This window comes from Bradyrhizobium nitroreducens, assembly GCF_002776695.1.
Classification (GTDB): domain Bacteria; phylum Pseudomonadota; class Alphaproteobacteria; order Rhizobiales; family Xanthobacteraceae; genus Bradyrhizobium; species Bradyrhizobium nitroreducens.
In genome coordinates, this window is record NZ_LFJC01000003.1 from 4,614,815 (window position 1) to 4,641,246 (window position 26,432).

Genomic DNA, 26,432 nt, shown 5'->3' on the forward strand with positions numbered 1-26,432 from the left:
AGCCATCTCGTTTGTTTCGCGTTTCCAGTCTCCGTTCCCGCCAGTCTTGAAAGCGAAGACAAGGCCCCGGTTGGCCGGCGGGCGCGCCAGAAGGCTCACTCCATTTTTTTCATTATCGTGAGGGACGACCATGACAGGTGCGACTGATCCGTTTTCTGCCTCGATCATTCCGTTCGAGGTCCCCGAGCAGATGCGTGCGTTCGCCGAAAAGGGCGCCGCGCAGGCCCGCGAGAACTACGCCAAGTTCAAGGACGCGGCCGAGAGCCACAACGGCACGGTCGAGGCCGTGTTCACCTCCGCCAGCAAGGGCGCGAGCGAGTACACTGCCAAGCTGGTGGAATTCATGAAGGCCAACACCAGCGCCCAGCTGGACTTCGCCCAGCAGCTGTTCGGCCTGAAGTCGCCGGCGGAAGCGCTGGAGCTGTGGACCGGCCACACCCGCAAGCAGTTCGAGACCCTGCAGTCCCAGGCCAAGGAGCTGGTCGAGCTCACCCAGCGCGTCGCCGCCGAGACCGCCGAGCCGATCAAGGCCAGCGCCTCCAAGTACATGCCGCCCGCCGCCTGAGCGCTGAGGCAGGTTTGAATGCGCGAAACCCGGGCCAAGTGCCCGGGTTTTTTGTCGCCTCCAGCGCTTGGGTATGCTGATAGCCACGAGGGTCGTCATGCCCGGGCTTGTCCCGGGCATCCACGTTCTCAGCTGCGGCACGAAGGCGTGGATGGCCGGGACAAGCCCGGCCATGACGATGTGGAAGCTTGAGCGGCCTAAGCGTCGGAGGCATACGCGGGTAAGCTCCTCCGCGAGCGGAGGAGGGGGAGCCCAACCGGTGATGCCCGCCATCAAGCGCGATTTCTCCGCACCACCGGTGATTTCACCCGGTTTTTCACCCCATTGCGGCCTTGCCAAACCGGGCCGTTGCACCTAGTTTCCGCCCCGTCCAGCCCCCTCGGCAATGCCTTTTCAGGCCCCCAAGGCGCGGCTCGCAAGGATGCAGTTGTAGCTCAGTTGGTTAGAGCGCCTGTCTGTGGAACAGGAGGTCGGTGGTTCGAGCCCACCCAACTGTACCAGTTCCAGCATGCAGACATTGCGGGGTCGCGCAGTTCAGCACTTGAAAACGCGGCCTAGTATTACCCATATTATTTTTGGCCCGTGGAGTTGTCCCGGTCCGAACTCGAACTTGGGCGAAAGGTCCTCTTCAAATGACGTCACAGATCCCCCAAAGCCGCCCCACCGCTGAGTCGCTTTTGCTTCGCCAAGTTGGCGAAGTCCTTTTCGGCTCTTCCTGGCAGGCGGAACTCGCCAAATTGACTAATGTCGCCGATCGGACCATGCGCCGGTGGGCCTCCGGCGAAGATCCCATCCCGCCGGGCATCTGGCGCGAGATTCACGAATATGCGCAAGGCCAGTGGCTGACGATCAAATATTTCGACGAGGAGATGGTCAAGCTGATTAACGCGTCGCAGCTTCAGCCGATCACAAATGCTGTTCCGATGCCAGATAGTTGGGGGTTGCATTTCGCCCTCCACACTAGGACTGGCCGCCCTGTTCGCTGTTTCCTCAGTCGGGAAGTACTAGACGACCGAGTGCCGTCTAGCCCGTTCAAGAACGTCTTGAACTATTTCCAAGATCACGCGTCGACATTCTATGAAGTCGCCCAGCGGAAGTTTGACGCCAATGATATCGAGAACGGCACCATCGTGATCCGCAACATTGACGTAGAAGATAAGTATCTTCCCGACATTCGCTGCATATGATCGCCTAGAGCAACGGCGGCGGAGCTAGAGCGACCTCATGGAGACCGCCCACGCGTCCGCCGCCTACTTCCTCGCCCCCAGCCGCGGCACTTTGCCCTCCGCCGAGAACACCGTATCGACCATCTCGCAGAGCGCTTCGCTGAACGCCTCGTTTAGGGGCTCGCCGAAGAAGGCAGCGGTAGATGGAGTGAGTACAGCGCTTAGACGGCCAGTGCTGCGCGGATGTCGTGCCGGAACAGCCACCTAGATGCTCCGTGTTACAGAACGTCGCTACGAACGTTAGATCAATTTGTAACAGGGTAGCTTGCGGAGTGAGTATTGGCATTTTGGAATCGAAGGGATTCCGAATTGCATGGCTTGGGTTTGCGTCTCGATGCCTCTATCTTTCAACCTCGAAACTTGCATAGGAACAAAGCTAAATGGCTGTCGCCTCTGCTGCCGTTGAATTTGGTGCGTCGAATCTGACGGACCACGGAAGAAAGCTCATCGCCAGCGCCCTATATTCAAAAGGGCGAAGCTTTGTGGGGGCGTCAATTCTCCTGCGGAAAAACGGAGGTGACGAATACGTGGTCTTACACCTTCTCTGCCAGGGCCTCGAAATCATCCTCAAAGCGCTGCTGTTGTTTCTCGATTATAAAAAGTACGACAAGCTCCAAAGAAAACTCGGCCACGACCTAAACAAGGTCATCTGTGCGGCAATCGAGGGCTACCACCTTCATCCCTTGCGCCCCGCGCTTGATGCAGAGGTTAAAGCCCTGAGCAATCTCTACTCCAAACATTTTCTGCGATATGCTGGTCTGCAAGACATATTCATTGCACCGAACTCCATAGAAGGCGAGCGTACGCTCCGAAGATTGGCCGCTGTGCTGCGCCTTGCTAATCGTGCGTTGGCGAAGTCTGCGGCCTCTCCAGTGTAGAAGATCAAAGTGGCGGTCTGGGCAGTTGAAAATGGTGAAGCGTCAGACCGTAGAAGTGTAATGGCCGTGGCACTAAGGGCGCTTTCATAACTGTGACCCTGTTGGTAAGCTCCGCTCTCGCAAACCGGTCTCCACGATTGATTCGCAGCGGACGCTCCGATGAAGCACTACAACCGGCCTGAATGGCGTGCCTTCCGAGCTGAAGTCCTTCGTCTCCATGATGGCGTTTGCAATCGGTGCGAACGCGGGCCTGACGACGGAGTGACGCTTCAGGTCCACCACAAAATCTACCTACCGAAGCGCATGCCTTGGCAGTACCCGTACGAAGCATGCGAGGCATTGTGCAAGGGGTGCCACGCTGAAGAGCATGGGAAGATCATGCCGCAAACCGGGTGGGAGCACTTCGACGATTTTGTTGACCTTGGCGGTCTTGATGGTGAGTGTGAGCTTTGTGGCACCGCTATTCGCTACGTCTTTCCTGTTCATCACTCGAATTGGGGGGCGATGGAGGTTGGGGAGCACTGTTGCGACCACCTGACCTCAAGCAACTATGCCGTCACCCAAATCAGACATATCAAACGCCGCACTCGTTTTGTGTTCTCTTGCCGCTGGGCTGAGGGCAAATCCGGAACGGCTTCAATCCTACAGAAAGGCGTTGCGCTATCGATTGTTCCGGAGGGAGCGAACTATAAGCTCTGCATGAACGGTAAGACTGGAAAGAAGCGGTTTGGGTCCGTTCTCGAAGCAAAGATGACGGCGTTCGATCTGATTGATTCCGGTGTCGCGCAGGCATACCTCCTGAGAGCCAAGATGCGCTCAATGAAGCGCACGCGGACAGAAATTAGATCGTTTGTGTTTGGGCTTTAACGCGGACCTTGGGGCTTTCCAGCCAGACAGATGGAGCGACCCCCTTCAGCGTTCGACCAACATCTAAAACGCACAGCTTGCCGCCCTTGACCCTCTTGTAAACTCCAGCAGGCAGCCACGGCTTCGACTTCTTCTTCACTGAGAGAAGGTTGACGAGGCCCCGTTCCTTTTCCCAATCGTCAAAATCGACTCGGCCAGGCAACTCTGGGATACGATCTAGGATTTCCTTTCTGATCCAAGACATGGCCTTCTCTTGCGCTAACGAATCTCAACGTCACATGAGGAGAGGATGAGGCCACCGTGTTTCAGTTTCAAGCCCGTATCCAGGTCGTGCTTGCTCCTGGTGAGGGCTTCCAAGGAATACAAAACGTTGGTGCAAAGCCGGCACAAGGACGCGCAAATTCGCTAGGTTTTTCAAAGCTGAAGTTGGCTGTTGGCAGTACCCACCCAACTGTACCAATGATCTTGAATAGATCGCGATCCGCTTCGCAGTTTGGTTGAAGTGTTAGTGATCTGCTTCCGCGACTATTCTCTCGGATTATATCCGATCATGACGTCGATCTCGATCGGTGATTGTGTGGGGACTTGAGCACTCGCAAGCTTCACCCAATTCATGCTTACAGGGTCACTAAAGTCCATCGCGATGTTGTGAAAGAAGCAGTTTGGCGGCACCGCAATGCTGGCAGGGTTGAATACGACCGCTACCTGATCAGACGACTGGATTATCTCCAAGACATCGTTGGCATGCTTTTGGACCCTTGCAACATCGCTCACCTTTAACTGAGGATCAGCGTACTGGAGGATGGCGCTGAGTGGCAGTGGTCGCTTGACCCTCCGCGCTCGCGCAGTCAATTTCATCCGATTCGGCCTTTTCCCATTAACAAGGATGGCCGCGAGGCCTTCGAGCGCGAAGGGTCTTGTTTCATGGTCGAGTTCAGGGCTCTTATCGAAGCGCGCCATGGCCGGTTCAAACAAGGAGCGCCAGTCAACCGCGCTACCATCCTCTTGAGTAATGACTGTGGGCTCTGGAGGAGCCACGTCTAAGATCTCAATCGACAGTCGACAATCGATGAATTCGTAAAAGACCAGCAGTGCTCTTGCTGGATCAACCCAAAGGCGAATTTCATCATCGGTCAATGTCGACAACGTTCGCAGGTGGATGCTGAATGCCGCAGCCTTCTTGATCGCGCCTTCCGTAAAGCCAGACGACGAAACCGCAATCATGGCGTCCGGGCGAAGGCTCGCCCGACGGCCAATTAGCTCTTCGATCCATTTTACATCTTGAGGATTTTTGTGGACGCGGCACTCAACATGAATCTTCTCGCCGTCTCGATCGATGTTTATGTCAATTTGCCGTGACTGATCAGGATTGTCGGGGTCAGGCATCCTGTCGTTCCAAACAACCTTCGAATATCGAGGTTCGAGCAACCGATGAATGCGCTCGACTTGTCTTTCGAAGGTCGTGGATGGTTTCTCGGTCATGGTTCCCGCCGGTATGTATTAGCGTGGTAGCCTAGTATTTGCGGTGATAGTGCATAAAACTCCAAGGAGAGCGAAAGAGAGCGCTATGCTCATTTCGCGAACTGCGCATAACTCCAGAACTAGAGATCATCTCTCCGCCCCACAAACTCCATCAACGGCCCAATGTCATCCCGATCCGCCGCCTTGAGCGCCGCGATGTACGCGGCACGCCGCTCGTTCATCTTCTGAAGATCATGTCCGCCGGCCCAATCGATCGGCTTCGCATGATAGACGCGGACCAGCACTGCATCCGCCATGATACGGGCGTGCCTGCCGTTGCCGTTGGGAAACGGGTGAATCTTGACGAGGCGATGGTGCAGCCGGATAGCGGCTTCGGAAGGCGGATAGGTCTTGTTGTTGGCCCAATACTGGGCGTCGTCCATGAGGGTTCGAAGCTCGACCGGAATGTGGACGGGATCGACGCCGATGTTCTTTCCGGTCGTTCGGAACGTACCCGCCCAGTCCCAGACGTCGCCGAACAGGCGCTTGTGCAAGGTGACGGCGAAGTTGTCGGTCAGAACGTGTGCCCTCTGTCGACCGAGCCAGAGCAGGCCGGACACGATGTTGGCCTGCTCCAGCTGATCGAGTTCGCCTTGCGTCGTGATGTGCCTATGCTTCAGCCCGTCAAGCTCGTTGGGATCGAGCGGCGTCGCGCCCTCGGGGTAGTGGAGATTTCCGATCATGGATCGCGCCAGAAATTCGGAGGCATTTCCAATGCGAGCTCACGGGCGAGACGGTCGACCTGCTGGGCGATCTTGTCGTCCGGCAGTTGCTGGTCTTCGAGGGCCATGTGCTTGCTGGCCGCGTCGACGATGGCCGCGGCCTTTTTTCGAGCCTGGGCAGCAATGAGATCCTCGACATCTCCTGATGCCGGAATGATCGCATAGACAAAGCGGCATCCCATCGCCTCGGCTGTCGCCTGCATTGATTTCAGGGTGATGCCGCCCGTGAGTTCGGCGCGTTCGGCGGTGGTCACGCGCGCGCGCGTCACGCCCATCGCCTTCGCGACGTCGGCGCCGGACATGCCGAGCGCGGTGCGGACTGTGCGCAGCCAGCCTTCAGGCGGCGCTTTCACGCCGGCAAGGCTTGCGGCAGCGGCGTCGACGATGTTGCGGTACTGCAGCTGAACGATTCTTTTGACGCTCATTGGTCGACTCGGCTGGCCGGAAAGATACATATTTATATCCTAACAGGCAAATAATGTATACCAATATATATCCAAAATCTGGTAAATGTGATATACTTAAGTATCCGGTTCCGGGCCGCAAAATCTCTGGCTTTACATTCAGGTTGTCCCGGCCTGTCGGGCCCGCGGGATCACAAGCGTCACCCTGCGATCCGGTGATAGTTCAAAAACTCTCGCCGCGGAGTGCCCCATCGGCAGGTCGCTCGGATCCCGCGATGTTCGCGGTCACCGTAGCTCCCTGGTTCGCAATGCTCTATCGCTAGCAAGCCAGGGACGTTCACGGACAAGCAAGCCAGGCGGAAAACATCGTGAGTTTCTTCGAGCGTCTCAAGACAGCAGCATCCGTCGAGTGGCGGGCCTACACCGAGCATCCCTTCACGAACGGATTGGCAGACGGCTCGCTCCCCGAAACTGCGTTTCGGCACTACCTCGTTCAGGACTATCTGTTCCTCATCGAGTTTGCGCGCGCTTATGCGCTCGCGGTCTACAAGTCGCCCGGGCTTGCCGACATGCGTGAGGCCGCTTCCGGCCTGTCGGCCATCCTCGATGTCGAGATGGACCTGCATGTCAAACTCTGCGCCGGTTGGGGCCTGTCCCCGAGCGATCTTGAACACGCCCCTCCGGCGGCCGAGATGCTGGCCTATACGCGCTACGTGCTCGATGCGGGCATGCGCGGCGATCTGCTGGCGCTCAAGGTGGCGCTTGCGCCTTGCGTGATCGGGTACGCGGAGATTGCAACGCGGCTTGGCACGCTGCCCGGTGCGGATGCTGCGACGAACGCCTATCGTGTCTGGATCGCCGAATACGCCGGCGCGCCGTACCAGGAGGTCGCGGCCAAAGCGCAGGCGCATATGGAGCATCTCGCCGATCGCTACGCCACGCCGGCCCGCGAGGCCGAGCTGATTGAGATCTTCAAGGAAGCCACCCGGCTCGAGGCGGATTTCTGGGAGATGGGCTGGCGCATGGGCCAGGGTGTCGAATAGCGGTTTCGGCCATCGTCAGGCGTCCGTCCGTCCCGCCACCACTTGGCAGCGTCACTGCCGCCAGCAGCCCGCCCAGCGATGGCGCGAGGGCTTGAGACGCCGGCGGCATTGTTGGTTTTCGTTCCGCCTATTCAGCAGAAAACAGCAACTGCTCCCGCCGAACCTTTTCGGCCGCTTGCGTGTTTGGAACTGCGGCAGGATGAAGCAAGGGAGCTGAGACATGAACGGACTTATTTATCTCGTCGGACTCGTCGTCGTAATCGGTGCGGTGCTGTCATTCATCGGCCTGCGCTGACCGAAGAAGCAATCGTCGAGGCGGAGCGGCGTCGAGCCGCACGCCTTGGGAAGTCAATTTGCAGATATTAGCGTTGAGTGTATTCGCTTCCCACATTGGGAAGCGTCTGGTCGTATGGCCTATCGAAATCTATCATCACGCGCCCCGGTATTTTGTTGATCTCGAGATTTCTAATCAAGAATGCACGTGCTCCGAACTTGTTGCGATATTCTTGCCTAGCCGCATCCCAGTTGGTGTACTCACAGTATTTTGTGGGAGATAGCCCGCAGCGGTCTTCGTTCGTTTGCTGCGAGAAGCCGAGAGGGTTCCAGTCATTGGAAATATTTCCGACGAACGCATGCGCGGAGTACGCGGAATTCTTGCAGGCGAACTTATAGGTCAAAGAGCAGTAGTGTGGATATTTGTCCGCATACCGATCCAATCTATACGACGGGATGCTGGTATTCGCGAGATCCTGCTGTTCGTTGGGGTCCAGCGCATTCGTGCCATCGAAGAATTTTCTGGTAAGTTGCGTCTGTATCTCTCTGCGATCTTCGATTTCCTTGATCACTTGTATCAGGCCCCGCGAATTGGCAGGGAATAGTCCTGTGTTCAAAGGAAAGATGATCGCTGAAACTCGTTTAATGTTTTTCTTGCTTTGGCCGACTTTGGCCAAGGCGTCAGCTACCTTGTAGCCGACCAACTCATCATAGCTTGCGACGAAGGAGTAGAGCTGATCGGAAGGTCCTAGCTTGGTAAGACGATCGAGCGCGAGACCGGGCTCCTCCGCTGGATCATAGGCGATCAGGCGGACGACTCTCTTCACTTCGGCGTTGTCTTCAAGGTTCTTGAACGCTTGGTCGGCCGACATTCTGGGTACGGATACAACGTTCAGTAGAGCGACACTTGGTCCCGCGGCGGAGAAGACCATCCCGCCTATGAGTGAGAGATACAGGATGATCTTCATTGAAAACGGAAATTGATCCGGCTTGGATGTCACCGCTTTGTAAGTAAGAAACACTGCGACCGCGAGTAGCGTCAGTCCAACGACTGAAAGAAACGAGCTGAATGATGAATCTGAAACGAGCTTGAAGACGGTGCTCAGGCTATCAGCAATCTCCTTGATATTCATTGTGCAGACTCCTGAAATGAATGAGTCATTGATCGTAGAAATGTCTTATGATATCATCTTATAGTTGTTGCGAAAAGATCAAAGAACCGACCGATCTCCGCTTGAGAGCGCGCATCTTCGGTGGATGATCACCGTATTGGCTTGCAACTAAGGACAACGCCGCAACGCTCCTTCGTTGCGGTGCGAAGGTGGTCGCGCCCCTACCTCCCTCCCGTCACCACCCACACCACCACCGGCAACGTCACCGCCGCCAGCAGCGTCCCCAGCGCCACCGCGCCCGAGACCGGGTTCACCAGCCGCTGATACTGCACAGCAAAAATGTAGGCGTTCGCGCCGGTCGGCATCGCCGCGAACAGCACGACGACACCCGCCGCGACCGGCGGCAGGCCCAGCAGCTTCGCCAGCACGAACGCCGCCGCTGGCATCGCCGCCAGCTTCAGCGCGCACATCACAAAAATGCTCAGCTTCTCGCCCTTCACCTCGAAGCGGAACAAATTGATGCCGAGTGCGATCAGCGCCGCCGGCGAGCCTGCCTGCGCGAGCAGCTCGATGGTGCGGTCGACGACGGGGGTGAGGCCGAGGCCGGTGAAGCGCCAGATCACGCCAAAACCGATCGCGAGCATCAGGGGGTTGCGGGCGAGGTCGGCAATCACGGGGCGGAGCACCGAGAGCGGCGAGCCGGTGCGCTTGCTGCTGACCAGCTCCATCTGCAGGATGCCGCAGAGCCAGAGCAGCGGCGTGTTCACCGACAGGATCAGCGCCATCGGGCCCGCCGCCTCATTGCCGAGCGCGGAGAGCACGAGGGGAATGCCGAGCATCACGATGTTGCCGTAGACCGAGCCGATCGCGAACACGACGCCGTCCTCGCGCTCTTCGCGCCGCGCGCGGAGCAGCGCGGAGATCGCGAGCGCCACGATCCAGGTCAGCGCCAGCGCGCCGTAATAGGTGCCCCACATCCTGTAAGGGCTGACGTCGGGGAATTCCGAGACGACGATGGTGCGGAACAAGAGGGCAGGGATCGCGATGCTGAAGGCGAATTCGCTGATGCCCTTGTGCGCGCCTTCCGAGACGAAGCGAAACAGCACCGCGGCGTAACCGGCCGCGATCAGCGCGAACACCGGTGCGACGATCAGCAAGGTGGCCATGCGCGCTTAAGACCTCAGGGTTATCGCAGAACTTTTCCTGCGGCCATCCTTCGAGACGCCCGCTTTAAGCGGGCTCCTCAGGATGAGGACGGAGTGTGTGGTTGCAATTTAACCGACGCTGATGAGCCTCATCCTGAGGAGGCGCTTCAGCGCCGTCTCGAAGGACGAGGCGTGCGCACCGGCCGCCGCTACAAGTCATGTACGATGGCCCCGGTTACGACCCCAGGGAGATGATCCGGCGCGCCATGCGCACATTGGCGTAGTCGATCATCTTGCCGTCCAGCGTCACCGCGCCCTGGCCTTGCGCCTCCGCCTGCTCCATGGCCTCGACGATCCGCCGCGCCTCGTCCAGCTCCCGTTCCGACGGCATGAAGGCGCGCAGCGTCGGCGCGATCTGGTCGGGGTGGATGACCTGCTTGCCGTCAAAGCCCATCGCGGCGGCCTTCTGCGCGCTGCTCTCGGTGAGCCTCTCGTCGCGGAACGCGCCGCAGGGGCCGTCGATGGCGATCAGGCGATGCGCGCGGGCCGCCACCAGGACGCGCATCATGGGATAGGCGAACAGGTCGAGCGGGGCGGCGGCGTAGCCGCTCTGCGCCGATCCGACATGGCGGTAGCCATCCGGCGACACCCCGATGTCGGAGGAGCGGGCGCCGATCGACGCCGCGAAATCGCCGACGCCGAGATGCAGCGCGGCAACGCTGTCGTGGCAGGCGGCGAGCGCATCGACATTGACGAGGCCGAGCGCGGTCTCGATCAGCAAGTCCAGTGCCACCGGCGCGGCGCGATCCGGCGCGGCGGCGCGCAAGCGATCGGCAATCGCGACGATGTCACTGGGGCGCTCCGCCTTCGGCACGATCAAAGCATCCAGCCGCGGCAGCGCCGCGAGCGCGCGGATCTCTTCCGCGATGAACGGGCTATCGACGGCGTTGATCCGCACCGTGACGCGCTTGTTGCCCCAGTCGAGCGCGGCGAGGGAGCGCACGGCTTCCTCCAGCGCAAGACCCTTCTCGGACGGCGGCACCGCGTCCTCGAGATCCATGAATACCGCATCGGCGCTTGAAGCCGCCGCCTTGGCGACAAGACGGGCGCGATGCGCGGGGACGGCGAGAGTGGCCCGCGTGGGCCGCAGCGAAACCATCGTCACATGTCCTTGGAAAGGCCGAGCTCGCCGAGAATGGCCTGATTGTGCTGGCCGACATCCGGCACCGGATCCATCCGCGGCCTCAGGCCCGGAATGGTCAGCGCGGGCAGGAAGCTCAGCACCGGCCCACACGGCGAGCCCACGCTTTGCACCCGCGATCGCGTGTGCAACTGCTCATGCGCCAGAAAGGCCTCGACCGAATTCAGATGCGCGTTGGCGACCCCGGCCTCATCCAGCAGCCGCAGCACCTCCTCGCTGGTCATCGCGGCAAAGCGCTGCTCGATATGCGCCTGCAGCTCGTCGCGGTTCTGCATGCGCAGCGGATTGGTGCGGAACTTCGGATGGTCTGCGAAGCCGGCATCGCCGAGCACGATGCGGCACAGCGAGCGCCATTCCCGGTCGTTCTGGATGCCGAAGAAGACGGTCGTTCCGTCGCCGACCCGGAACGGGCCATAGGGCGCGATGGTCGCATGCTTGGCGCCGGTGCGCGGCAGCGGCCGGCCGGTGCTGTGCGTGTAGAAGGCGGGATAGCTCATCCAGTCCGTGATGGAGTCGAACAGCGAGGCCTGGAACGCCGTGCCCTTGCCGGTCCGCTCGCGGCGGTACAGCGCCATCAGCACGCCGTTGAGGATGTACATGCCGGTGGCGATGTCGACCACGGAGAGACCGACCTTGGCGGGCTCCGCCTCGGTGCCGTTGATGGCGAGCACGCCGGCCTCGCACTGCACCAGGAGATCATAGGCCTTCTTGTCGCTGTAGGGGCCCCCTGGGCCATAGCCCGAGACGTCGCAGGCGATGATGCGCGGATGCTTGCGCAGCAGCGATGCCGCATCGAGGCCGAGCCGCTCGGCGGCGCCGGGCGCGAGGTTCTGGATGAACACGTCGGCCTGCGGCAGCAGCGCGTCGAGCACCCTGCGGCCGTCCTCGCTCTTGATGTCGATGGCAAGGCTCTCCTTGGAGCGGTTGGTCCAGACGAACTGGCTCGATAGGCCGTTCATGACGTGGTCGTAGTCCCGGCAGAAATCCCCGGTGCCCGGCCGCTCGATCTTGATCACCCGCGCGCCCCAATCCGCCAGGTGCCGGCTCGCCAGCGGCGCTGCGATCGCCTGCTCCAGCGAGACCACCGTGACGCCCGAAAGCGGCAGCTCCGCCTCATTCCCTGTCATGAGATCGCTTCCCCTCGTGCGCTTTTCGGCCAGCGCAGGAGACCAGTCGAACCACCCCACGCGCATCTTCTTGATGTTGGCATCATGCCCCTGTTTTGCCCGACGAGTCAAACTTGGCTTCGCCAAATCCTAAGAAAAGCCGTGGAATGACCGGGACTTGGCTACTGTGCATGGGGTTGTTTTCGCGTTTTTGTTGGTGGGGCGGCCGAGCCGCCCGCCCTGTTGCCGAGACCGCACAGGTCCGACCTTTCGCATCTGCCCTCGTTGCCAACGAACCGCCGTTCACCCACTATTCCCTCCGACTCGACATGTGGGGGACGAGATGCCGGCGCTTCATTTCAAGACATCCTTGGTTGCTGCGACCCTCGGGATGGCTCTTTCCGTGCTGGTGCAGCCCGGTGCCGGCTTCGCCTACACCCCGGAGGAGCAGCAGGCCTGCACGCCGGATGCGATGCGGCTGTGCAGCGAGTTCGTTCCGAACGTCGATGCCATCACCGCCTGCATGATCAAGAAGAAGGCGCAGCTCTCGCCGCAATGCGCGGTGTTCTTCCGCCGCGGACCGGAGCCGGGCGAGCAGCGCGCCGGCAAGCCGACCAACATCGCGCCCAAGACCGCGAAGAAGAGCACCAAGCCGGCCACGGCAACCAGGAAGAAAAAGACCAGCGACGGCTGAGCGCGGGGCACGGCCGCGTTCCCATCTCGAAACCCCCTCGACGTGACGGACTCCTTTTGTTCGCGAGCTGGCGCGAGGCTTGCGGGCGACGGGCAGGCGCGACGAAAAAGAGTCGGATGTCGTTTTGCGCGGCGAGGTTGCATTCCGTCTTCTCCCGAACGACTGCTCAAAAAACGCACAGAAGTGACGCGCGTAGCGCTTCATTGCGGTTCGTGTCGCGCCTCGCACATCGCAGTGTGACTCAAAAGCCAACACGCCGTGTTATTTCGTGGCCGTAACGCAACTCTCGATAAATTTTTCTTTCGCGAATCAGCGTGGTGATTCATTTTCGCGGCCTGGGGTCAATCTGGAGGCCGAAGGTATGAACGTTATTGTTTTCGCTTCGCGTAAAGGCGGCTCGGGCAAGAGTACGCTCGCCGCACATCTTGCCGCACAGATCAAGGCGAGCAAGCAGGTCATGCTCGTGGACGCGGACCCGCAGGGCTCGTTGACGCTTTGGCACAAGCTGCGCGGCACCAACGAACCGCCGATCAAGACGGCCGTGAACTCCGTCAGCGGCATCGTCTCCGCCGCCAAGCGCGACGGTTATGAATGGGTGTTGATCGACACGCCGCCGAACCTGTCGGCCGTGGTCGACGACGCGATCAAGAACGCCACCATGGTGGTGATTCCCGCCCGTCCCGGCGTGTTCGACGTCAACGCGGTGCAGGAAACCATCCAGATGTGCCGCGCCGCGCGCAAGCCCTATGCGGTCGTGCTCAACGGTGCGCCGGCCAAGCGCGACGAAGCCGAAAGCCCGATCGTCACCATCGCCCGCGAAGCGCTGGCGAAATTCCGTGCGCCGGTGTGGGGCGGCCAGATCACCAACCGTTCGGATTTGCTGATGGCGCTGAGCCATGGCGAAGGCGCGCGGGAGTACCAGGCCGAGAGCCGTGCGGCCCAGGAAATCGCAAGGCTGTGGGCGGCGATCGAGCGTTCAGTGAAGGCCATTCGCGGCACGGCGTCGGCATCCGGCGCAATGCACAAGCAGGCGGCATAATTCTTTAAATCATTCCCCGGACGAAAAAACGCGCGGTGTCCGCGCGTTTTGCGTTTTCGGGATCTGCTGAAGGAGGTTACGCCACCATCAGCATGTAGAACACGATGACCGGCGACAGCGTGAGGATCACCGACCAGATGCCGACGGCCCAGAGGATGTCTTCGGTGGTAAAGCGCTGCTCGTTGGACAGCTGCTCCTGTCCGGCGCCGAAATACGACGCCATTTCATTCTGACTATTCACAAATGCCCCCGCGATTTCTTCGCTTATGGGCGTGAACCATACCTGGGATGTTTTAAGATTCCGGCTTGCGACGCCGCTCGCATTTTGAACGCATTTGTGACGGCGGTTTAACCATCCGCGCTGGGCCGCCGGCTCAGGCGAGCCAGACCCGATACAGCAGCACCGGCATCAGGCCGAGCATCACGGCCCAGAACCCGAACGACGAAACGACGAGAATTCCCTGCAAAAGATCGGCGGGCGCGAATTGCTGCGCGGCCGTAGGCCGGGTGCGATGCCCCATGGTCATTCCCCCTATGAGAAGCCCTTAGAGGACGACGATAGGCCTTGAAGCGTAAACGAGGCGTGGACGCGCCATGCGGCGTGCGCGAAGGGCGTTGGGGCGCGGTTAACCAAGGAGCGCTCTGTCACCCCCGCACGGACGTCATTCCGGGGCGCGACGAAGTCGCAAACCCGGAATCCATTCATCCGCCAACTCCGCTGTCCGATGGAGTCCGGGTTTCGCGTTGCGCGCGCCCCGGAATGACACGGAGGTGGCGCGGAGAGAACCCCGCTACGCTGCGACCTTCACCCGTCGCTCGATCTCGCGATCGATCGTCGCGGCGAGCTCGCTGCTCACTTCCACCATCGGCAGGCGCACTTCGGGGCTGTCGATCAGGCCGCTGCGCCACAGCCAGTACTTTGCCGGCGCGGGGCTCGGCTCGGTGAACAACAGGCGCGTGAGCTCGGCGACCTCGTGCCAGCGCGCCTGCGCTGCATCATGATTGCCGCGCTTCATCTCGGCATACACCGCCGCAAACGTCGCGGTCTCGACATGGGCCGACAGCACGATGCCGCCGTCGGCGCCGTCGCCGAGCGCCTCGAAAAAGCTCGCGTCCTCGCCGGTGAGCACGCGAAAATCCTTCGGCCTGTCGCGCAGCAGCGCGATCGACTGCTCGCGGCTCGCGCCGCAATCCTTCAGGCCGACGATGTTCCTGTGCTCGGCCAGCCGAAGCATCGTCTGGTTGGTGATGTTGACCGAGGTGCGATAGGGGATGTTGTAGAGCGCGAGCGGCCAGGCGGCGTGATCGGCGAGCGTCTCGAAATGCGCCAGCAATCCGCGCTGCGAGGGCCGCACATAATAGGGGCTCGCGATCAGGTAACCGTCGATCGGCCAGTCCGCAGTCTCGTCGAGGCGTTCCTGCAGCCGCGCGGTGTCGGCACCCGACAGCCCGAGGCAGATCGGCTGGTTGTGGCGGCCTGCCGCCATCTCGTCGCGCACGATCGCGACGAGGCGTTCGAGCTCGGCCTCGCGCAGCGTCATGCCTTCGCCGGAAGTCGCCCCCAGGATGAAGCCGTCGATCCCCTGTGCGCTGTAGTGCCGCGTCAGCCGCCGCAACGACCGCTCGTCGAGCGCGCCATCGCGAAACGGCGTCACCAGCGGCAGCCACAGCCCGTGCAATTGATCTTCAAGTCCGGTCATGTTTCCATCTCCTTCTCGGGAAACCTGAGACGGAGGGCACATGAAAAAACCCCGTCCAGGCGGCGGGGTTTTCGGGATTTGCTTGCGATGACGAAGCGTAGCTAGCGCGCGCAAAAATCCGAGGCCCCGGGATGGGGGCCTTTTTTCGAGGCGATGGCCTTGAAAGAGATTGCGCACGACTTCGTGATCATCGGCAAATGATGCGAGGTATGCGCGGAACTGTCAATACACGCGGAGGGCGAAGGTCGATTAGACAGAAAAAAAGCCGGGCCCAAAGAGCCCGGCTTAAGGTATTGGCCACGTGAGGCCGACACAATCACCTTCCAAGAGGGATTACTGAACTCCCGCGCCACTGGAGGAGGGGGACAAATGCGCAACGCGAAGGCTCAGCGTGCAAACAGTATGGGCTTGACGAGCGGCCTGCAGCAACAGCCGAGGCCGCATGTCAGTCATGCGGAAATCAGGACGGCCAGCGCTGCGCCTTGCTGACGACGAAGTCGCGGAACACCTGCACGCGCGCGACCGTCTTCAACTCCTCGGGATAGACGAAGTACGTATCGAGCTGGATCGAATCCGACTCGCCGAACAGCTGCACCAGCTTGCTCTGCTCCTCGACGAGATAGTCGGGCAGGGCGGCGATGCCGAGGCCCTGCTGACAGGCGCGCACGAGACCGAGAATGTTGTTGACCCTGAAATAAGCTTCGCGCGGACCGGAGCCGTTGCGACCGGCTTCGACCAGCCAGTTGCGGTTCTGCAGATGCGGCGCGAAGTTGCCGTCGGAGAGCGTGATGATGCGGTGGGAGTCCAGCTCCTCCAGCGTGCGCGGCGTGCCGAAGCGTTTGATGTATTCCGGCGAGCAATAGGCGTGGAAGCCCATCGCGAACAGCTTGCGCTGGATGAGATCCGGCTGCGTCGGCTTGCGGGTGCGGATCGCAACGTCGGCCTCGCGCATGGAGAGGTCGAGCTCCTCGTCGGTGACGATCAGCGAGATGCGGATCTCGGGATAGAGCGCGGTGAACTCGCCGAGGCGGGGGATCAGCCAGTTGATGCCGACGCCGGGCGTGGTGGTGATCTTGAGGTCGCCGCTCGGCCGCTCGCGGCTGTCGGTGAGCTTGGCGCGCGCCGCCTGGAGCTGCATGAACACGTCATGCGCGGTGCGGAACAAGAGGTCGCCCTGTTCGGTGAGGATCAGGCCGCGGGCATGGCGGTGGAACAGGGAGACCGAGAGCTCCTGCTCCAGCGCCGAGACCTGGCGCGAGACCGCCGATTGCGACAGGCCGAGCTGCTCGCCCGCATGCGTGAAGCTGCCCGCTTCCGCCGCTGCGTGAAACACCTTCAGCTTGTCCCAGTCCATATCCGTAAATCCGTCGCGTGTTCGAGGCATGATCGTTATTCCGCTGCCGCGCGCTCGCTGGCGCGCAGGGCCAAGAAACGTTCGGCCTCGAGCGCTGCCATGCAGCCCAGGCCTGCGGCCGTCACGGCCTGGCGATAGGTCTCGTCGGCGACGTCGCCGGCGGCGAACAGGCCGGGCACCGAGGTGGCGGTCGAGTTCGGGGCGACCTCGACATAGCCCGACGGTTTCAGCTTGATCTGGTCTTTCACGAGCTCGGTCGCCGGCGCGTGGCCGATGGCGATGAAGACGCCGTCGGTCTTCACGTCCGTCAGCGCGCCGGTCTTGACGTTTTTCAGACGCACATGGGTCACCTTGTTCGGGTTCTCGGTGCCGCAGATCTCGTCGACGGCGGAGTCCCAGATCACCTTGATCTTCGGGTGCTTGAACAGGCGCTCCTGCAGGATGCGCTCGGCGCGGAAGTGGTCGCGGCGGTGCACGATGGTGACCTGAGAGGCATGGTTGGTGAGGTACAGCGCTTCCTCGACCGCGGTATTGCCGCCGCCGACCACCACGACCTCCTTGTTGCGGTAGAAGAAGCCGTCGCAGGTGGCGCAGGCCGACACGCCGCCGCCCTGGAACTTGGCTTCGGACGGCAGTCCGAGCCAGCGCGCCTGCGCGCCTGTGGCGAGGATCACGGCGTCGGCGAGATAGACGTCGCCGCTGTCACAGGTGAGGCGGAACGGCCGCTGCGAGGTGTCGAGCTTGATGACGAGGTCGGAGACGATCTTGGTGCCGACATGGACCGCCTGCTTCTCCATCTGCTCCATCAGCCAGGGGCCCTGGATCACGTCGGCGAAGCCCGGATAGTTCTCGACGTCGGTGGTGATGGTGAGCTGGCCGCCAGGCTGGATGCCCTGGATCAGGATCGGCTCCAGCATCGCCCGCGCGGCGTAGATCGCCGCCGTGTAACCGGCGGGGCCGGAGCCGATAATGACGACCTTTGCATGAACAGGACCGGACATTTCGATGGACGCCTTTCACGGGGGATCTGCAGCGCGGGCGCGGAACATGCCGGGAGGCGTGGCGGAGGCGCTGAAATATCAGAGCTAATCTAAGCCTTCTGGTGAGCTATGCAAGAATTGCATTCCCTCTCGGCGGATTTTTCCAACAAGGAACAAAAGTCGATTGCGGTGCACGCGCAATAAAATTGCGCTGGCGGTGCGGACTAGGCTATGAGGATTGCGACAAACCCACCAACGCGGCCTCAAAGGCCAGGAGTTCCAATCACGTGTCGCGGAACCTAGACGAGATCGACCTGAAAATTCTCACCGAGATTCAGGCCGACGGTCGAATCACGAATGTCGAGCTGGCCAAGCGTGTCGGCATCTCGCCGCCGCCCTGCCTGCGCCGTGTCCGGGCGCTGGAGGAGGAGGGCTACATCCACGGCTATCGCGGCCTGCTCGATGCCCGCAAGCTCGGCTTCGACGTGACCGTGTTCGCCGCCGTGCACCTGTCCAGCCAGGCCGAGGCGGATTTGCGCGCCTTCGAGGAGTTCGTCCGCGCCGAACCCCTGGTGCGCGAATGCTGGATGCTGTCGGGCGAGGTCGATTTCATCCTCAAATGCGTCGCGCCCGACATGGCGACCTTCCAGGATTTCGTCACGCATCTGACGGCGGCACCCCATGTGCGCAACGTGCGGACCTCGCTGGTGCTGCACAATTCGAAGTATGAAGCGGCCGTGCCGCTCGAGGTGAAGGGGCGGAGATAAGGCGCCAGCGCGGCCTATCTATTCCGTCATCCTGAGGCGCGAGTGATGGGGCGCGGAGCGCCCATCGGGAGCCTCGAAGGATGCACGGCCCGCGTCCATCCGCGTGCGGCAACAGCCGGGCCGTCTCCCTTCGAGGCTCGCTGAAGAGGCGAGCACCTCAGGGTGACGGTGACTAAGTTGGGCGCGCTGCTTTCACATCGTCATTGCGAGCCGGGTCCCGAAATGAAAAGGCCGCGCAATGCGCGGCCTTTCCCAATCAACGCGCAACGGCAAATCCTACCGCCACTCCACCTTGGTGATCTCGTACGCCTTGGCGCCGCCGGGGGCATTGACCTCGACGGTCGAGCCCTTTTTCTTGCCGATCAGCGCGCGCGCGAGCGGCGAGGTGATGGAGATGCGGCCCTTCTTGGCGTCGGCCTCGACCTCGCCGACGATCTGCCACACCGCCTTTTTCTCGGTGTCTTCGTCGACCAGCGTCACGGTGGCGCCGAACTTGATGGTGTCGCCGGAGAGTTTGGAAATGTCGATGATGTCGGCGCGCGCGAGCTTGTCCTCGAGTTCGGCGATGCGGCCCTCATTGTGGGACTGCTCTTCCTTCGCGGCATGATATTCCGCGTTCTCCGACAGGTCGCCGTGCGAGCGCGCTTCCGCGATATGCTCGATGATGCGCGGACGATCTTCCGACTGGCGCTTCTTCAATTCTTCCCCGAGCGCGACAAAGCCGGCCTGGGTCATCGGAACCTTTTCCATCTCTTCTCTCGTCCTTCAGCTGCGCGCCCCACACAGACCGGGCGCGGCAACCTTGATTCGTCGGTACTCCCGGGGCTGAACACGCGCCCACCGGGGTGTTATGTGGGTCTGGCGCCGGAACAGAACAACCACATGGCCGGACAGTTCCTCCGGCCATTGTGGCTTCATTGCCAATCACTTAGCGGCGGGTTTACCGCCGCTAGCAATCAGGTTTCCGAAAAGTAGCTCTGCAGGGTACGAACCTCAAGGTCCCCACCCAGATAGGCGCGGATGCCCTGCGCGGCCGCCACGGCCCCGGAAAGAGTGGTGTAATACGGCACTTTATGCAAGAGGGCCGCGCGCCGCAGCGAACGGCTGTCGGCCAGCGCCTGCGGACCTTCGGTGGTGTTGAAGACGAGCTGGACGTCGCCATTGGTGATGGCATCGACGATGTGCGGCCGGCCCTCCAGCACCTTGTTCACCTTCTCGGTCGGGATGCCCTGATCAGCCAGGAAGCGCTGGGTGCCCGAGGTCGCCAGCACCTTGAAGCCGAGCGAATGCAATTCGCGAACCGCCTCGGCGATACGCGTCTTGTCGCTCTCTCGCACCGAGACGAACACCGTGCCCTTGCGCGGTACTCGCGTGCCGCCGCCGAGCTGGCTCTTGGCGAAGGCGACCTCGAAGTTGCGGTCGATACCCATGACCTCGCCGGTCGAGCGCATCTCGGGGCCGAGCACGGTGTCGACGCCGGGGAAGCGCGCGAACGGGAAGACCGATTCCTTGACGCCGACGTGCTTGAGCTTGGCCTTCTTCAGCTTGAAATCGGCGAGCTTCTCGCCGGCCATGATGCGCGCGGCGATCTTGGCGACCGGCGTGCCGACCACCTTGGCGACGAAAGGCACGGTGCGCGAGGCGCGCGGGTTGACCTCGAGCACGTAGATCTCGCCGTCCTTGATCGCGTATTGCACGTTCATCAGGCCGACGACGTCGAGGCCGAGCGCAAGTTCGCGGGTCTGCCGCTCCAATTCCTCGATCATCTTCGCGTCGAGCGAGTGCGGCGGCAGCGAGCAGGCGCTGTCGCCGGAATGGATGCCGGCTTCCTCGATGTGCTCCATGATGCCGACGATGAAGGTGTCCTTGCCGTCGCAGAGGCAATCGACGTCGATCTCGGTGGCATCCGACAGATAGCGGTCGAACAGCAGCGGGTTCTTGCCGAGCACGGTGTTGATCTGCCCGGTCTTGTCGTTGGGATAGCGCGCCTTGACGTCGGCCGGCACCAGCTCCGGCAGCGTGCCGAGCAGGTAGTCGTTGAGCTGGTTCTCCTCGCGGATGATCTGCATCGCGCGGCCGCCGAGCACGTAGGACGGACGCACCACCAGCGGCAGGCCGAGATCGGCGGAGACGAGCCTTGCCTGCTCGACCGAATAGGCGATGCCGTTCTTCGGTTGCTTGAGACGCAGCTTGTCGAGCACGCGCTTGAAGCGGTCGCGGTCCTCGGCAAGGTCGATGGCATCGGGCGAGGTGCCGAGGATCGGCACTTCGGCAGCTTCCAGCGCGCGGGCGAGCTTCAGCGGCGTCTGGCCGCCGAACTGCACGATCACGCCGTGCAGCGTGCCGTTGCTGCGCTCCTTGGCGATGATCTCCAGCACGTCCTCGGCGGTGAGCGGCTCGAAATAGAGCCGGTCGGCGGTGTCGTAGTCGGTCGACACCGTCTCCGGATTGCAGTTGACCATGATGGATTCGTAGCCGGCGTCATGCAGCGCGAAGCAGGCGTGACAGCAGCAATAGTCGAACTCGATGCCCTGGCCGATGCGGTTCGGCCCGCCGCCGAGAATGATGACCTTCTTCTTGTCGGACGGGGTGCTCTCGTCCGCGGGCGCGCCCGCGAACAGCGGCTCGTAGGTCGAGTACATGTAGGCGGTGGGCGAGGCGAATTCCGCCGCGCAGGTGTCGATGCGCTTGTAGACGGGACGAACGCCGAGCGCGTGGCGCTTCGCCGTCACCTCGGCTTCCGTCGTCTCGGCCAGCACCGCAAGGCGCGCGTCGGAGAAGCCCATGGACTTGAGCGTGCGCATGCCGAAGGCGTTGCCGGGCAGGCCGTTCTTCCGGACCTTCTCCTCCATGTCGACGATGCCGCGCATCTCACCGAGGAACCACGGATCGATCTTGCAGGAGTTGAAGATCTCCTCGTTCGACCAGCCGAGCCGCATGGCCTGGGCGACCTGAAGAATGCGGTTCGGCGTCGGCGTGCCGAGCGCCGCGCGGATCGCGTTCTTGTCGTCGTCGCGGCCGAGGCCCTCGATCTCGATCTCGTCGAGGCCGGTCAATCCTGTCTCGAGCCCGCGCAGCGCCTTCTGCAGGCTCTCCTGGAAGGTGCGGCCGATCGCCATGACCTCGCCGACCGATTTCATCGACGTGGTCAGCGTGGTCGAGGCGCCCGGGAATTTCTCGAAGGCGAAGCGCGGCACCTTGGTGACGACGTAGTCGATGGTCGGCTCGAACGAAGCGGGCGTCGCGCCGCCGGTGATGTCGTTGGCGATCTCGTCGAGCGTGTAGCCGACCGCGAGCTTGGCCGCGACCTTGGCGATCGGAAAGCCGGTGGCCTTGGAGGCCAGCGCCGAGGAACGCGACACGCGGGGGTTCATCTCGATGACGACCATGCGGCCGTCCTCGGGATTGACGCCGAACTGCACGTTGGAGCCGCCGGTCTCGACGCCGATCTCGCGCAGCACCGCCAGCGAGGCGTCGCGCATGATCTGGTATTCCTTGTCGGTCAGCGTCAGCGCCGGCGCCACCGTGATGGAATCGCCGGTGTGCACGCCCATCGGGTCGAGGTTTTCGATCGAGCAGACGATGATGCAATTGTCCTTCTTGTCGCGCACCACCTCCATCTCGTACTCCTTCCAGCCGAGCACGGATTCTTCGATCAGCACTTCGTTGGTGGGAGACGCGTCGAGCCCGCGCTCGATGATGTCGAGGAACTCTTCCTTGTTGTAGGCGATGCCGCCGCCGGTGCCGCCCATGGTGAAGGAGGGGCGGATGATCGCGGGCAGGCCGATCTCGGACAGTGCCATCATGGCCTGGCCGAAGGCGTATTCCTGATAGCGCTTGCGGCGCTCGCTCTCGCCCAGCGTCCACTGCCGCTCGCATTCTTCGAGAGCTGCGCCGGAGAGCTTCTCGCGCTCGGCGAGGTATTTGTCGCGGAACGACTTCTTCAGCGCGGAGGCGTTGGCGAGCCGCGACTTCGGCGTCTCGAGCCCGATCTTGGTCATGGCCTCGCGGAAGAGCTGGCGGTCCTCCGCCTTGTCGATCGCGTCGGCGGTGGCGCCGATCATCTCGACGTCGAATTTCTCCAGCGTGCCCTGCCGGCGCAGCGAGAGTGCGCAGTTCAGCGCGGTCTGCCCGCCCATGGTCGGCAGCAGCGCGAAGCCGCCGGGAATGACGTGACGTTCCTTTTCGATGATCTTCGCAACAATTTCGGGCGTGATCGGCTCGATATAGGTCGCATCCGCCAATTCCGGATCGGTCATGATGGTGGCCGGATTGGAATTGACGAGGACGATGCGATAGCCCTCTTCCTTCAGCGTCTTCACCGCCTGTGTGCCCGAATAGTCGAACTCGCAGGCCTGGCCGATCACGATGGGACCGGCGCCGATGATCAGGATGGTGGTGATGTCTGTACGTTTGGGCATCAACTCTCGCCGAAGTCGGATTTGGGCACAAAAAAAGGGCGCGCTGCTGCGCGTCCCTGTGGCCGAGAGCGCGGTGGTCTCCCTCGCGCGCGGGTGGGTCTTAGACCAGTTTTCGGGGCGGCGAAACCCCGAAAAATGCCCATCAACCGGCAATTTTGACCGGTTTTGGCCGGGCCTGCCAGCCACGGGCGAAGTGGACCAGAAGCGAGGCTGCAACGCTCGTTCCGCCGATCCAGCCGAGGTCGTTCGGGGAGAGGGTGGCCAGCACCGCGCCACCCAGTGCTCCGCCGATGGCGAAGCCGAGATACATGGCGGAGGCGTTGAGCGAGAGCGCGATCATCGAGGCCTGCGGCTCGATCCGGATGATGCTGGCGATCTGGGCCGGATAGAACGCCCAGCCCGAGATACCCCAGAGGAAGATCGCGCCCAGCACGGCGTAATGGGCCTGGCCAGGCATCAGCTTCAGGACCAGCGAATGCAGGATCAGCGCCGCCGCCATGCCGGCAAGCCCGAGGCCGGCGGTGGCGAGCGTGCCGAGCCGGTCGGCCAGCACGCCGCCGAGCATGTTGCCGATCGCCGCCGCGCCGCCAAACACCAGGAGCGCCAGGCTGATCTGCGAGGCGTCGAAGCCGAGGCTGCGCAGTGGAACCGCGAAATAGGTGAACACGGTGAAGCCGCCGAGCGCCCATAAGATCGTGATCAGAAGTGCGACCACGACATGCCCATGGCGCGCCACCGCCAACCGCTCGCCGAGCGAAGCCGTGTTGCGCGGCAGGCCGCGGGGCAGGCCGAGCAGGAGGCCCGCGAGCGCGACAGTGCCGATCAGGGCGACCATGGCAAAGGTCGCGCGCCAGCCGAGCCAGCTGCCGACGAGATTGCCGAGGGGGACACCGATGACAGTGGCAATCGTCAGGCCCGAGGTGACCAGTGCCACGGCGCGGCCGCGCCTTTCAGGGGAGGCGACGGCCACCGATACGGCCAGCGCCGTCGGCATGCACAGGCCTGAGCCGAGCGCCATCAGCATCCGTGAGGCCAGCAACAGGGCGTAATTTGACGCCACCATCGCCGCGAGGTTTCCGGCAACGAAGGTCGTCAGCGCCAGGGCCAGCACGGTGCGGCGGTCGATATTGTTCAGCGCCACCGCCAGGATCGGGGATCCCACGGCATAGGTGAGGGCGTAGGCGGTCACGAGCTGGCCGGCAGCCGAGACCGAAATCGAAAGATCGGCAGCGATCGACGGCAAAAGACCAGCAATCACAAAGCCTTCAGTGCCGATCGCAAAGGCCCCCAGGGCCAGCCAGAACACGCTCATTGGAAACAATCCCTATGTTCAATGTTTATTGAACAATTGAATGCACAGATGGACGATGTCAATCAGTTCAAGAACTATTGAACATTGCCGCCGCCTCACTATTATTCCCGTCATGAGCCGCACCCCGCTTCATCCCACCCGCGAGCAGATCGAGCTGCCGATGGTTCTGGATTGCCTGAGCGATCCGATCCGGCTCGCGATCGTCTACCAGCTCGCCCAGCAGGAACGTGTCAGCAGCGAGCTGCGGTGTGGCGACTTCAATGGCCTCAGCGGCAAGTCGAATCTCGCCTACCACTTCGCCAAGCTGCGCGAATGCGGCCTGATGCAGACGCGCGTCGCCGGCACCAACCGCTTCATGCGGCTGCGCCGTGAGGATATGGACGCGCGCTTTCCCGGCCTGCTGGATGCCGTGATCAAATCAGCGGCGAAGGATGCGGACAGGTTGCAGCTGATGGCTGGGTGTGAGGTGGTTGAGGCGGATTGAGGTCGCGGATGAGATCCGTCATGCCCGGCTTCGCCCTTCGGGCTTCGCCGCGGCAGCCTTCGCACGATAGGGCTTGCCGAGCCGAAGCTGGCGAAGCCAGCGAAGGCTGGAGACCCGGCCTGGATTTGAACCAGGATGAAGAGCGTTGCACCGCCCTCGCGTAGACGCTTCCGCCACCGGGCCGTCGCCATCATGTCCGATTGCAGTGCGGCAAGCTACAACGGTGAATTGTTATGCTTAACGAACCAGCGGCGGCCGGGCGACGAAGGTCATTCGCCAGCGATTATGGCCGATATTGGTGTGGGCGCGCTGAACCGCGAAGCCCGCGGCCCTCAGCTTGGCGGTGATTTCGTGCTCGCTGTAGCGCTGCAGCCCGATGCGCGTGCGCAAATGGCGGTAATCCGACAGCGCGGTGCTGATCAGCCCGATCAGTGCGTCCTTCAGGAAGCCGTGCCGCAGGCCGAAGCCGAGCAGCGCCACGACGTCCCTGAACATGCCGACATTGGGCTGCAGGATGTCCCCCAGCACCAGCTTGCCTGATGGCGTCAGGATCCGGCGGATGTTGAGAAGCGCGGCATCGAGCTCGTCCGGCGTCATGTACTGCGCGACCGAGTTCATCACCACGAGGTCGATCGACTGGTCCTGCATCTTGCGGACGTCGTCGAGCGAGCGGACGCGGATCTTGGTGTTCGGCGCAAACCGCGCGATCAACCGGCCGCGTACGCCCGGCGCGGGCTCGGCGAGGATCAGCTTGCCGCAGGCGGCTGCCACCTGGCTCGCCGACAGCGCCTCGCCGCAGGCATAGTCCAGCACGACCGCGTCGGGCGAGGTGATGTAGCCGATGATGTCCCGCGCGATGATCTGGAAGTGCAAGTCGCGATGCAGCTTGCTGACATAGATCGTGTGCGTGGAGTCGTAATAATCGATCCAATCGTCCATGGTATCCCGCCCAGCGGTTCCCCGGCTTGGAACCGCGCTGCCCGCCTTGCGTTAGGGGTGCGACGGCGCGCCGTCAATGTCCGCGTCCTAACAGGAAGGTTTCCCGTGAGCAAAACCAACAACAAGGTCTCGCCCGATCTCGATACCCCCACCGATCTGTCGCCCGACGGGGTCAAGAAGGTCTCTGAGGCGCTCAACGTGCTACTGGCCGACGCCTTCGCGCTGTATCTGAAGACCAAGAACTTCCACTGGCACATCAGTGGGCGGCACTTCCGGGACTACCATTTGCTGCTCGACGAGCAGTCCGACCAGATCTTCGCCACCACCGACCAGCTCGCCGAGCGCGTCCGCAAGATCGGCGGCACCACGCTGAAGTCGATCGGCCAGATCGCCAAGCTCCAGACCATCAAGGACAACAACGAAGATTACGTCCCACCGCGCGAGATGCTGCGCGAGCTGATGCAGGACAACAAGCACGTCGCGGCCGCGATGCGCAAAGCGCACGACGTCTGCGACAAGGCCGAAGACGTGGCGAGCGCCAGCCTGCTCGAGAATTTCATCGACGAGACCGAGCGCCGAACCTGGTTCCTGTTCGAGGCGACGCGTCAGGAAGGCGGCAACGAGGCGTAACCGGGATATCGTAGAGTGGGCAAAGGCGCGCTTCTTTGCGCGCCGTGCC

Annotated in this window: 27 protein-coding genes and 2 tRNA genes; 11 read left to right on the forward strand and 18 right to left on the reverse strand. The window is 62.1% G+C overall.

All coding sequences use genetic code 11. From position 1 onward, the window contains the following. Positions 1 to 130: 130 nt before the first annotated feature. The 5 genes from TSA1_RS22260 to TSA1_RS22280 all read left to right on the forward strand — a co-directional run bounded on the left by TSA1_RS22260 (position 131) and on the right by TSA1_RS22280 (position 3,536). On the forward strand, positions 131 to 565 hold the full coding sequence (locus TSA1_RS22260; RefSeq protein WP_100178200.1) for a phasin: 435 nt from the start codon (positions 131 to 133) through the stop codon (positions 563 to 565). A 423-nt stretch (positions 566 to 988) separates the two neighbouring features. Next, positions 989 to 1,065, forward strand: a tRNA-His gene (locus tag TSA1_RS22265). Between the two features lie 132 nt (positions 1,066 to 1,197). Then, positions 1,198 to 1,752, forward strand: a complete 555-nt coding sequence (locus TSA1_RS22270; RefSeq protein ID WP_100178201.1) for a DUF1488 family protein — start codon at positions 1,198 to 1,200, stop codon at positions 1,750 to 1,752. A gap of 419 nt (positions 1,753 to 2,171) precedes the next feature. After that, positions 2,172 to 2,669: a hypothetical protein gene (locus TSA1_RS22275; protein WP_100178202.1), complete on the forward strand. Its 498-nt coding sequence runs from the start codon at positions 2,172 to 2,174 to the stop codon at positions 2,667 to 2,669. 159 nt (positions 2,670 to 2,828) lie between these two features. Then, positions 2,829 to 3,536 (forward strand): HNH endonuclease, encoded by a 708-nt coding sequence (locus tag TSA1_RS22280; RefSeq protein WP_145984356.1) that lies wholly within the window; start codon positions 2,829 to 2,831, stop codon positions 3,534 to 3,536. Here the strand turns inward: TSA1_RS22280 and TSA1_RS38965 are convergent. The 4 genes from TSA1_RS38965 to TSA1_RS22295 all read right to left on the reverse strand — a co-directional run bounded on the left by TSA1_RS38965 (position 3,511) and on the right by TSA1_RS22295 (position 6,234). Continuing rightward, the gene (locus TSA1_RS38965; protein ID WP_145984357.1) at positions 3,511 to 3,780 is read right to left on the reverse strand and encodes a hypothetical protein; all 270 of its coding nucleotides are present in this window, start codon (positions 3,778 to 3,780) and stop codon (positions 3,511 to 3,513) included. The genes TSA1_RS22280 and TSA1_RS38965 overlap by 26 nt on opposite strands. Before the next feature lie 281 nt (positions 3,781 to 4,061). Further along, positions 4,062 to 5,018 carry a restriction endonuclease gene (locus TSA1_RS22285; protein ID WP_100178204.1) on the reverse strand — a complete coding sequence of 319 codons (957 nt, stop codon included), beginning with the start codon at positions 5,016 to 5,018 and terminating at the stop codon, positions 4,062 to 4,064. A 119-nt stretch (positions 5,019 to 5,137) separates the two neighbouring features. Continuing rightward, positions 5,138 to 5,740, reverse strand: coding sequence for a mobile mystery protein B (locus tag TSA1_RS22290; protein ID WP_100178205.1), 603 nt, complete (start codon positions 5,738 to 5,740; stop codon positions 5,138 to 5,140). After that, complete coding sequence (locus TSA1_RS22295) at positions 5,737 to 6,234, reverse strand: mobile mystery protein A (RefSeq protein WP_245448391.1); 498 nt, start codon at positions 6,232 to 6,234, stop codon at positions 5,737 to 5,739. The genes TSA1_RS22290 and TSA1_RS22295 overlap by 4 nt, the downstream gene beginning before the upstream one ends. A 317-nt stretch (positions 6,235 to 6,551) precedes the next feature. On the opposite strand from TSA1_RS22295, the gene tenA reads away from it, so the two are divergent. After that, the gene (gene tenA, locus TSA1_RS22300) at positions 6,552 to 7,226 is read left to right on the forward strand and encodes a thiaminase II (RefSeq protein ID WP_100178207.1); all 675 of its coding nucleotides are present in this window, start codon (positions 6,552 to 6,554) and stop codon (positions 7,224 to 7,226) included. Between the two features lie 362 nt (positions 7,227 to 7,588). On the opposite strand, the gene TSA1_RS22305 is transcribed toward tenA, so the two are convergent. The 4 genes from TSA1_RS22305 to TSA1_RS22320 all read right to left on the reverse strand — a co-directional run bounded on the left by TSA1_RS22305 (position 7,589) and on the right by TSA1_RS22320 (position 12,084). Continuing rightward, on the reverse strand, positions 7,589 to 8,632 hold the full coding sequence (locus tag TSA1_RS22305; protein ID WP_100178208.1) for a hypothetical protein: 1,044 nt from the start codon (positions 8,630 to 8,632) through the stop codon (positions 7,589 to 7,591). A gap of 200 nt (positions 8,633 to 8,832) precedes the next feature. Beyond that, on the reverse strand, positions 8,833 to 9,777 hold the full coding sequence (locus tag TSA1_RS22310; RefSeq protein ID WP_100178209.1) for an AEC family transporter: 945 nt from the start codon (positions 9,775 to 9,777) through the stop codon (positions 8,833 to 8,835). A 214-nt stretch (positions 9,778 to 9,991) separates the two neighbouring features. Then, positions 9,992 to 10,915 carry an HpcH/HpaI aldolase/citrate lyase family protein gene (locus tag TSA1_RS22315; RefSeq protein WP_100178210.1) on the reverse strand — a complete coding sequence of 308 codons (924 nt, stop codon included), beginning with the start codon at positions 10,913 to 10,915 and terminating at the stop codon, positions 9,992 to 9,994. Between the two features lie 2 nt (positions 10,916 to 10,917). Beyond that, entirely contained in the window at positions 10,918 to 12,084 is a 1,167-nt protein-coding gene (locus tag TSA1_RS22320) for a CaiB/BaiF CoA transferase family protein (RefSeq protein ID WP_100178211.1), read from the reverse strand. 322 nt (positions 12,085 to 12,406) lie between these two features. On the opposite strand from TSA1_RS22320, the gene TSA1_RS22325 reads away from it, so the two are divergent. Together TSA1_RS22325 and TSA1_RS22330 are read left to right on the forward strand one after the other, a co-directional pair. Continuing rightward, on the forward strand, positions 12,407 to 12,757 hold the full coding sequence (locus TSA1_RS22325; RefSeq protein ID WP_100178212.1) for a hypothetical protein: 351 nt from the start codon (positions 12,407 to 12,409) through the stop codon (positions 12,755 to 12,757). A gap of 361 nt (positions 12,758 to 13,118) precedes the next feature. Continuing rightward, positions 13,119 to 13,796, forward strand: coding sequence for a ParA family protein (locus tag TSA1_RS22330; protein WP_100178213.1), 678 nt, complete (start codon positions 13,119 to 13,121; stop codon positions 13,794 to 13,796). Between the two features lie 76 nt (positions 13,797 to 13,872). On the opposite strand, the gene TSA1_RS38970 is transcribed toward TSA1_RS22330, so the two are convergent. The 5 genes from TSA1_RS38970 to trxB form a co-directional block, all read right to left on the reverse strand. Beyond that, the gene (locus TSA1_RS38970; RefSeq protein WP_174718670.1) at positions 13,873 to 14,037 is read right to left on the reverse strand and encodes a hypothetical protein; all 165 of its coding nucleotides are present in this window, start codon (positions 14,035 to 14,037) and stop codon (positions 13,873 to 13,875) included. Positions 14,038 to 14,170: 133 nt separating this feature from the next. Further along, positions 14,171 to 14,317, reverse strand: coding sequence for a hypothetical protein (locus TSA1_RS39820; protein ID WP_174719019.1), 147 nt, complete (start codon positions 14,315 to 14,317; stop codon positions 14,171 to 14,173). Between the two features lie 270 nt (positions 14,318 to 14,587). Then, the gene (locus tag TSA1_RS22335; protein WP_100178214.1) at positions 14,588 to 15,496 is read right to left on the reverse strand and encodes a 4-hydroxy-tetrahydrodipicolinate synthase family protein; all 909 of its coding nucleotides are present in this window, start codon (positions 15,494 to 15,496) and stop codon (positions 14,588 to 14,590) included. A 460-nt stretch (positions 15,497 to 15,956) separates the two neighbouring features. Beyond that, positions 15,957 to 16,880, reverse strand: a complete 924-nt coding sequence (locus TSA1_RS22340; RefSeq protein ID WP_026201990.1) for a LysR family transcriptional regulator — start codon at positions 16,878 to 16,880, stop codon at positions 15,957 to 15,959. Between the two features lie 5 nt (positions 16,881 to 16,885). After that, complete coding sequence (gene trxB / locus TSA1_RS22345) at positions 16,886 to 17,851, reverse strand: thioredoxin-disulfide reductase (protein ID WP_100178215.1); 966 nt, start codon at positions 17,849 to 17,851, stop codon at positions 16,886 to 16,888. Positions 17,852 to 18,117: 266 nt separating this feature from the next. Between trxB and TSA1_RS22350 the strand changes: the two genes are divergently transcribed. Beyond that, positions 18,118 to 18,597, forward strand: a complete 480-nt coding sequence (locus tag TSA1_RS22350) for an Lrp/AsnC family transcriptional regulator (protein ID WP_008135853.1) — start codon at positions 18,118 to 18,120, stop codon at positions 18,595 to 18,597. 276 nt (positions 18,598 to 18,873) lie between these two features. On the opposite strand, the gene greA is transcribed toward TSA1_RS22350, so the two are convergent. From greA to TSA1_RS22365, 3 genes are all read right to left on the reverse strand, one after another. Further along, complete coding sequence (gene greA, locus TSA1_RS22355; protein WP_097657627.1) at positions 18,874 to 19,347, reverse strand: transcription elongation factor GreA; 474 nt, start codon at positions 19,345 to 19,347, stop codon at positions 18,874 to 18,876. Positions 19,348 to 19,553: 206 nt separating this feature from the next. After that, entirely contained in the window at positions 19,554 to 23,018 is a 3,465-nt protein-coding gene (gene carB / locus TSA1_RS22360) for a carbamoyl-phosphate synthase large subunit (RefSeq protein ID WP_100178216.1), read from the reverse strand. A gap of 142 nt (positions 23,019 to 23,160) precedes the next feature. Continuing rightward, on the reverse strand, positions 23,161 to 24,330 hold the full coding sequence (locus TSA1_RS22365) for an MFS transporter (protein WP_100178217.1): 1,170 nt from the start codon (positions 24,328 to 24,330) through the stop codon (positions 23,161 to 23,163). A 112-nt stretch (positions 24,331 to 24,442) separates the two neighbouring features. Between TSA1_RS22365 and TSA1_RS22370 the strand changes: the two genes are divergently transcribed. Beyond that, entirely contained in the window at positions 24,443 to 24,814 is a 372-nt protein-coding gene (locus TSA1_RS22370; RefSeq protein ID WP_174719328.1) for an ArsR/SmtB family transcription factor, read from the forward strand. 107 nt (positions 24,815 to 24,921) lie between these two features. On the opposite strand, the gene TSA1_RS39210 is transcribed toward TSA1_RS22370, so the two are convergent. Together TSA1_RS39210 and TSA1_RS22375 are read right to left on the reverse strand one after the other, a co-directional pair. After that, positions 24,922 to 24,997 (reverse strand) — tRNA-OTHER (locus TSA1_RS39210). A 54-nt stretch (positions 24,998 to 25,051) separates the two neighbouring features. Continuing rightward, positions 25,052 to 25,753 carry a class I SAM-dependent methyltransferase gene (locus TSA1_RS22375; RefSeq protein ID WP_100178219.1) on the reverse strand — a complete coding sequence of 234 codons (702 nt, stop codon included), beginning with the start codon at positions 25,751 to 25,753 and terminating at the stop codon, positions 25,052 to 25,054. A gap of 105 nt (positions 25,754 to 25,858) precedes the next feature. Between TSA1_RS22375 and TSA1_RS22380 the strand changes: the two genes are divergently transcribed. Beyond that, positions 25,859 to 26,383: a Dps family protein gene (locus TSA1_RS22380; protein ID WP_100178220.1), complete on the forward strand. Its 525-nt coding sequence runs from the start codon at positions 25,859 to 25,861 to the stop codon at positions 26,381 to 26,383. Positions 26,384 to 26,432 lie beyond the last annotated feature (49 nt).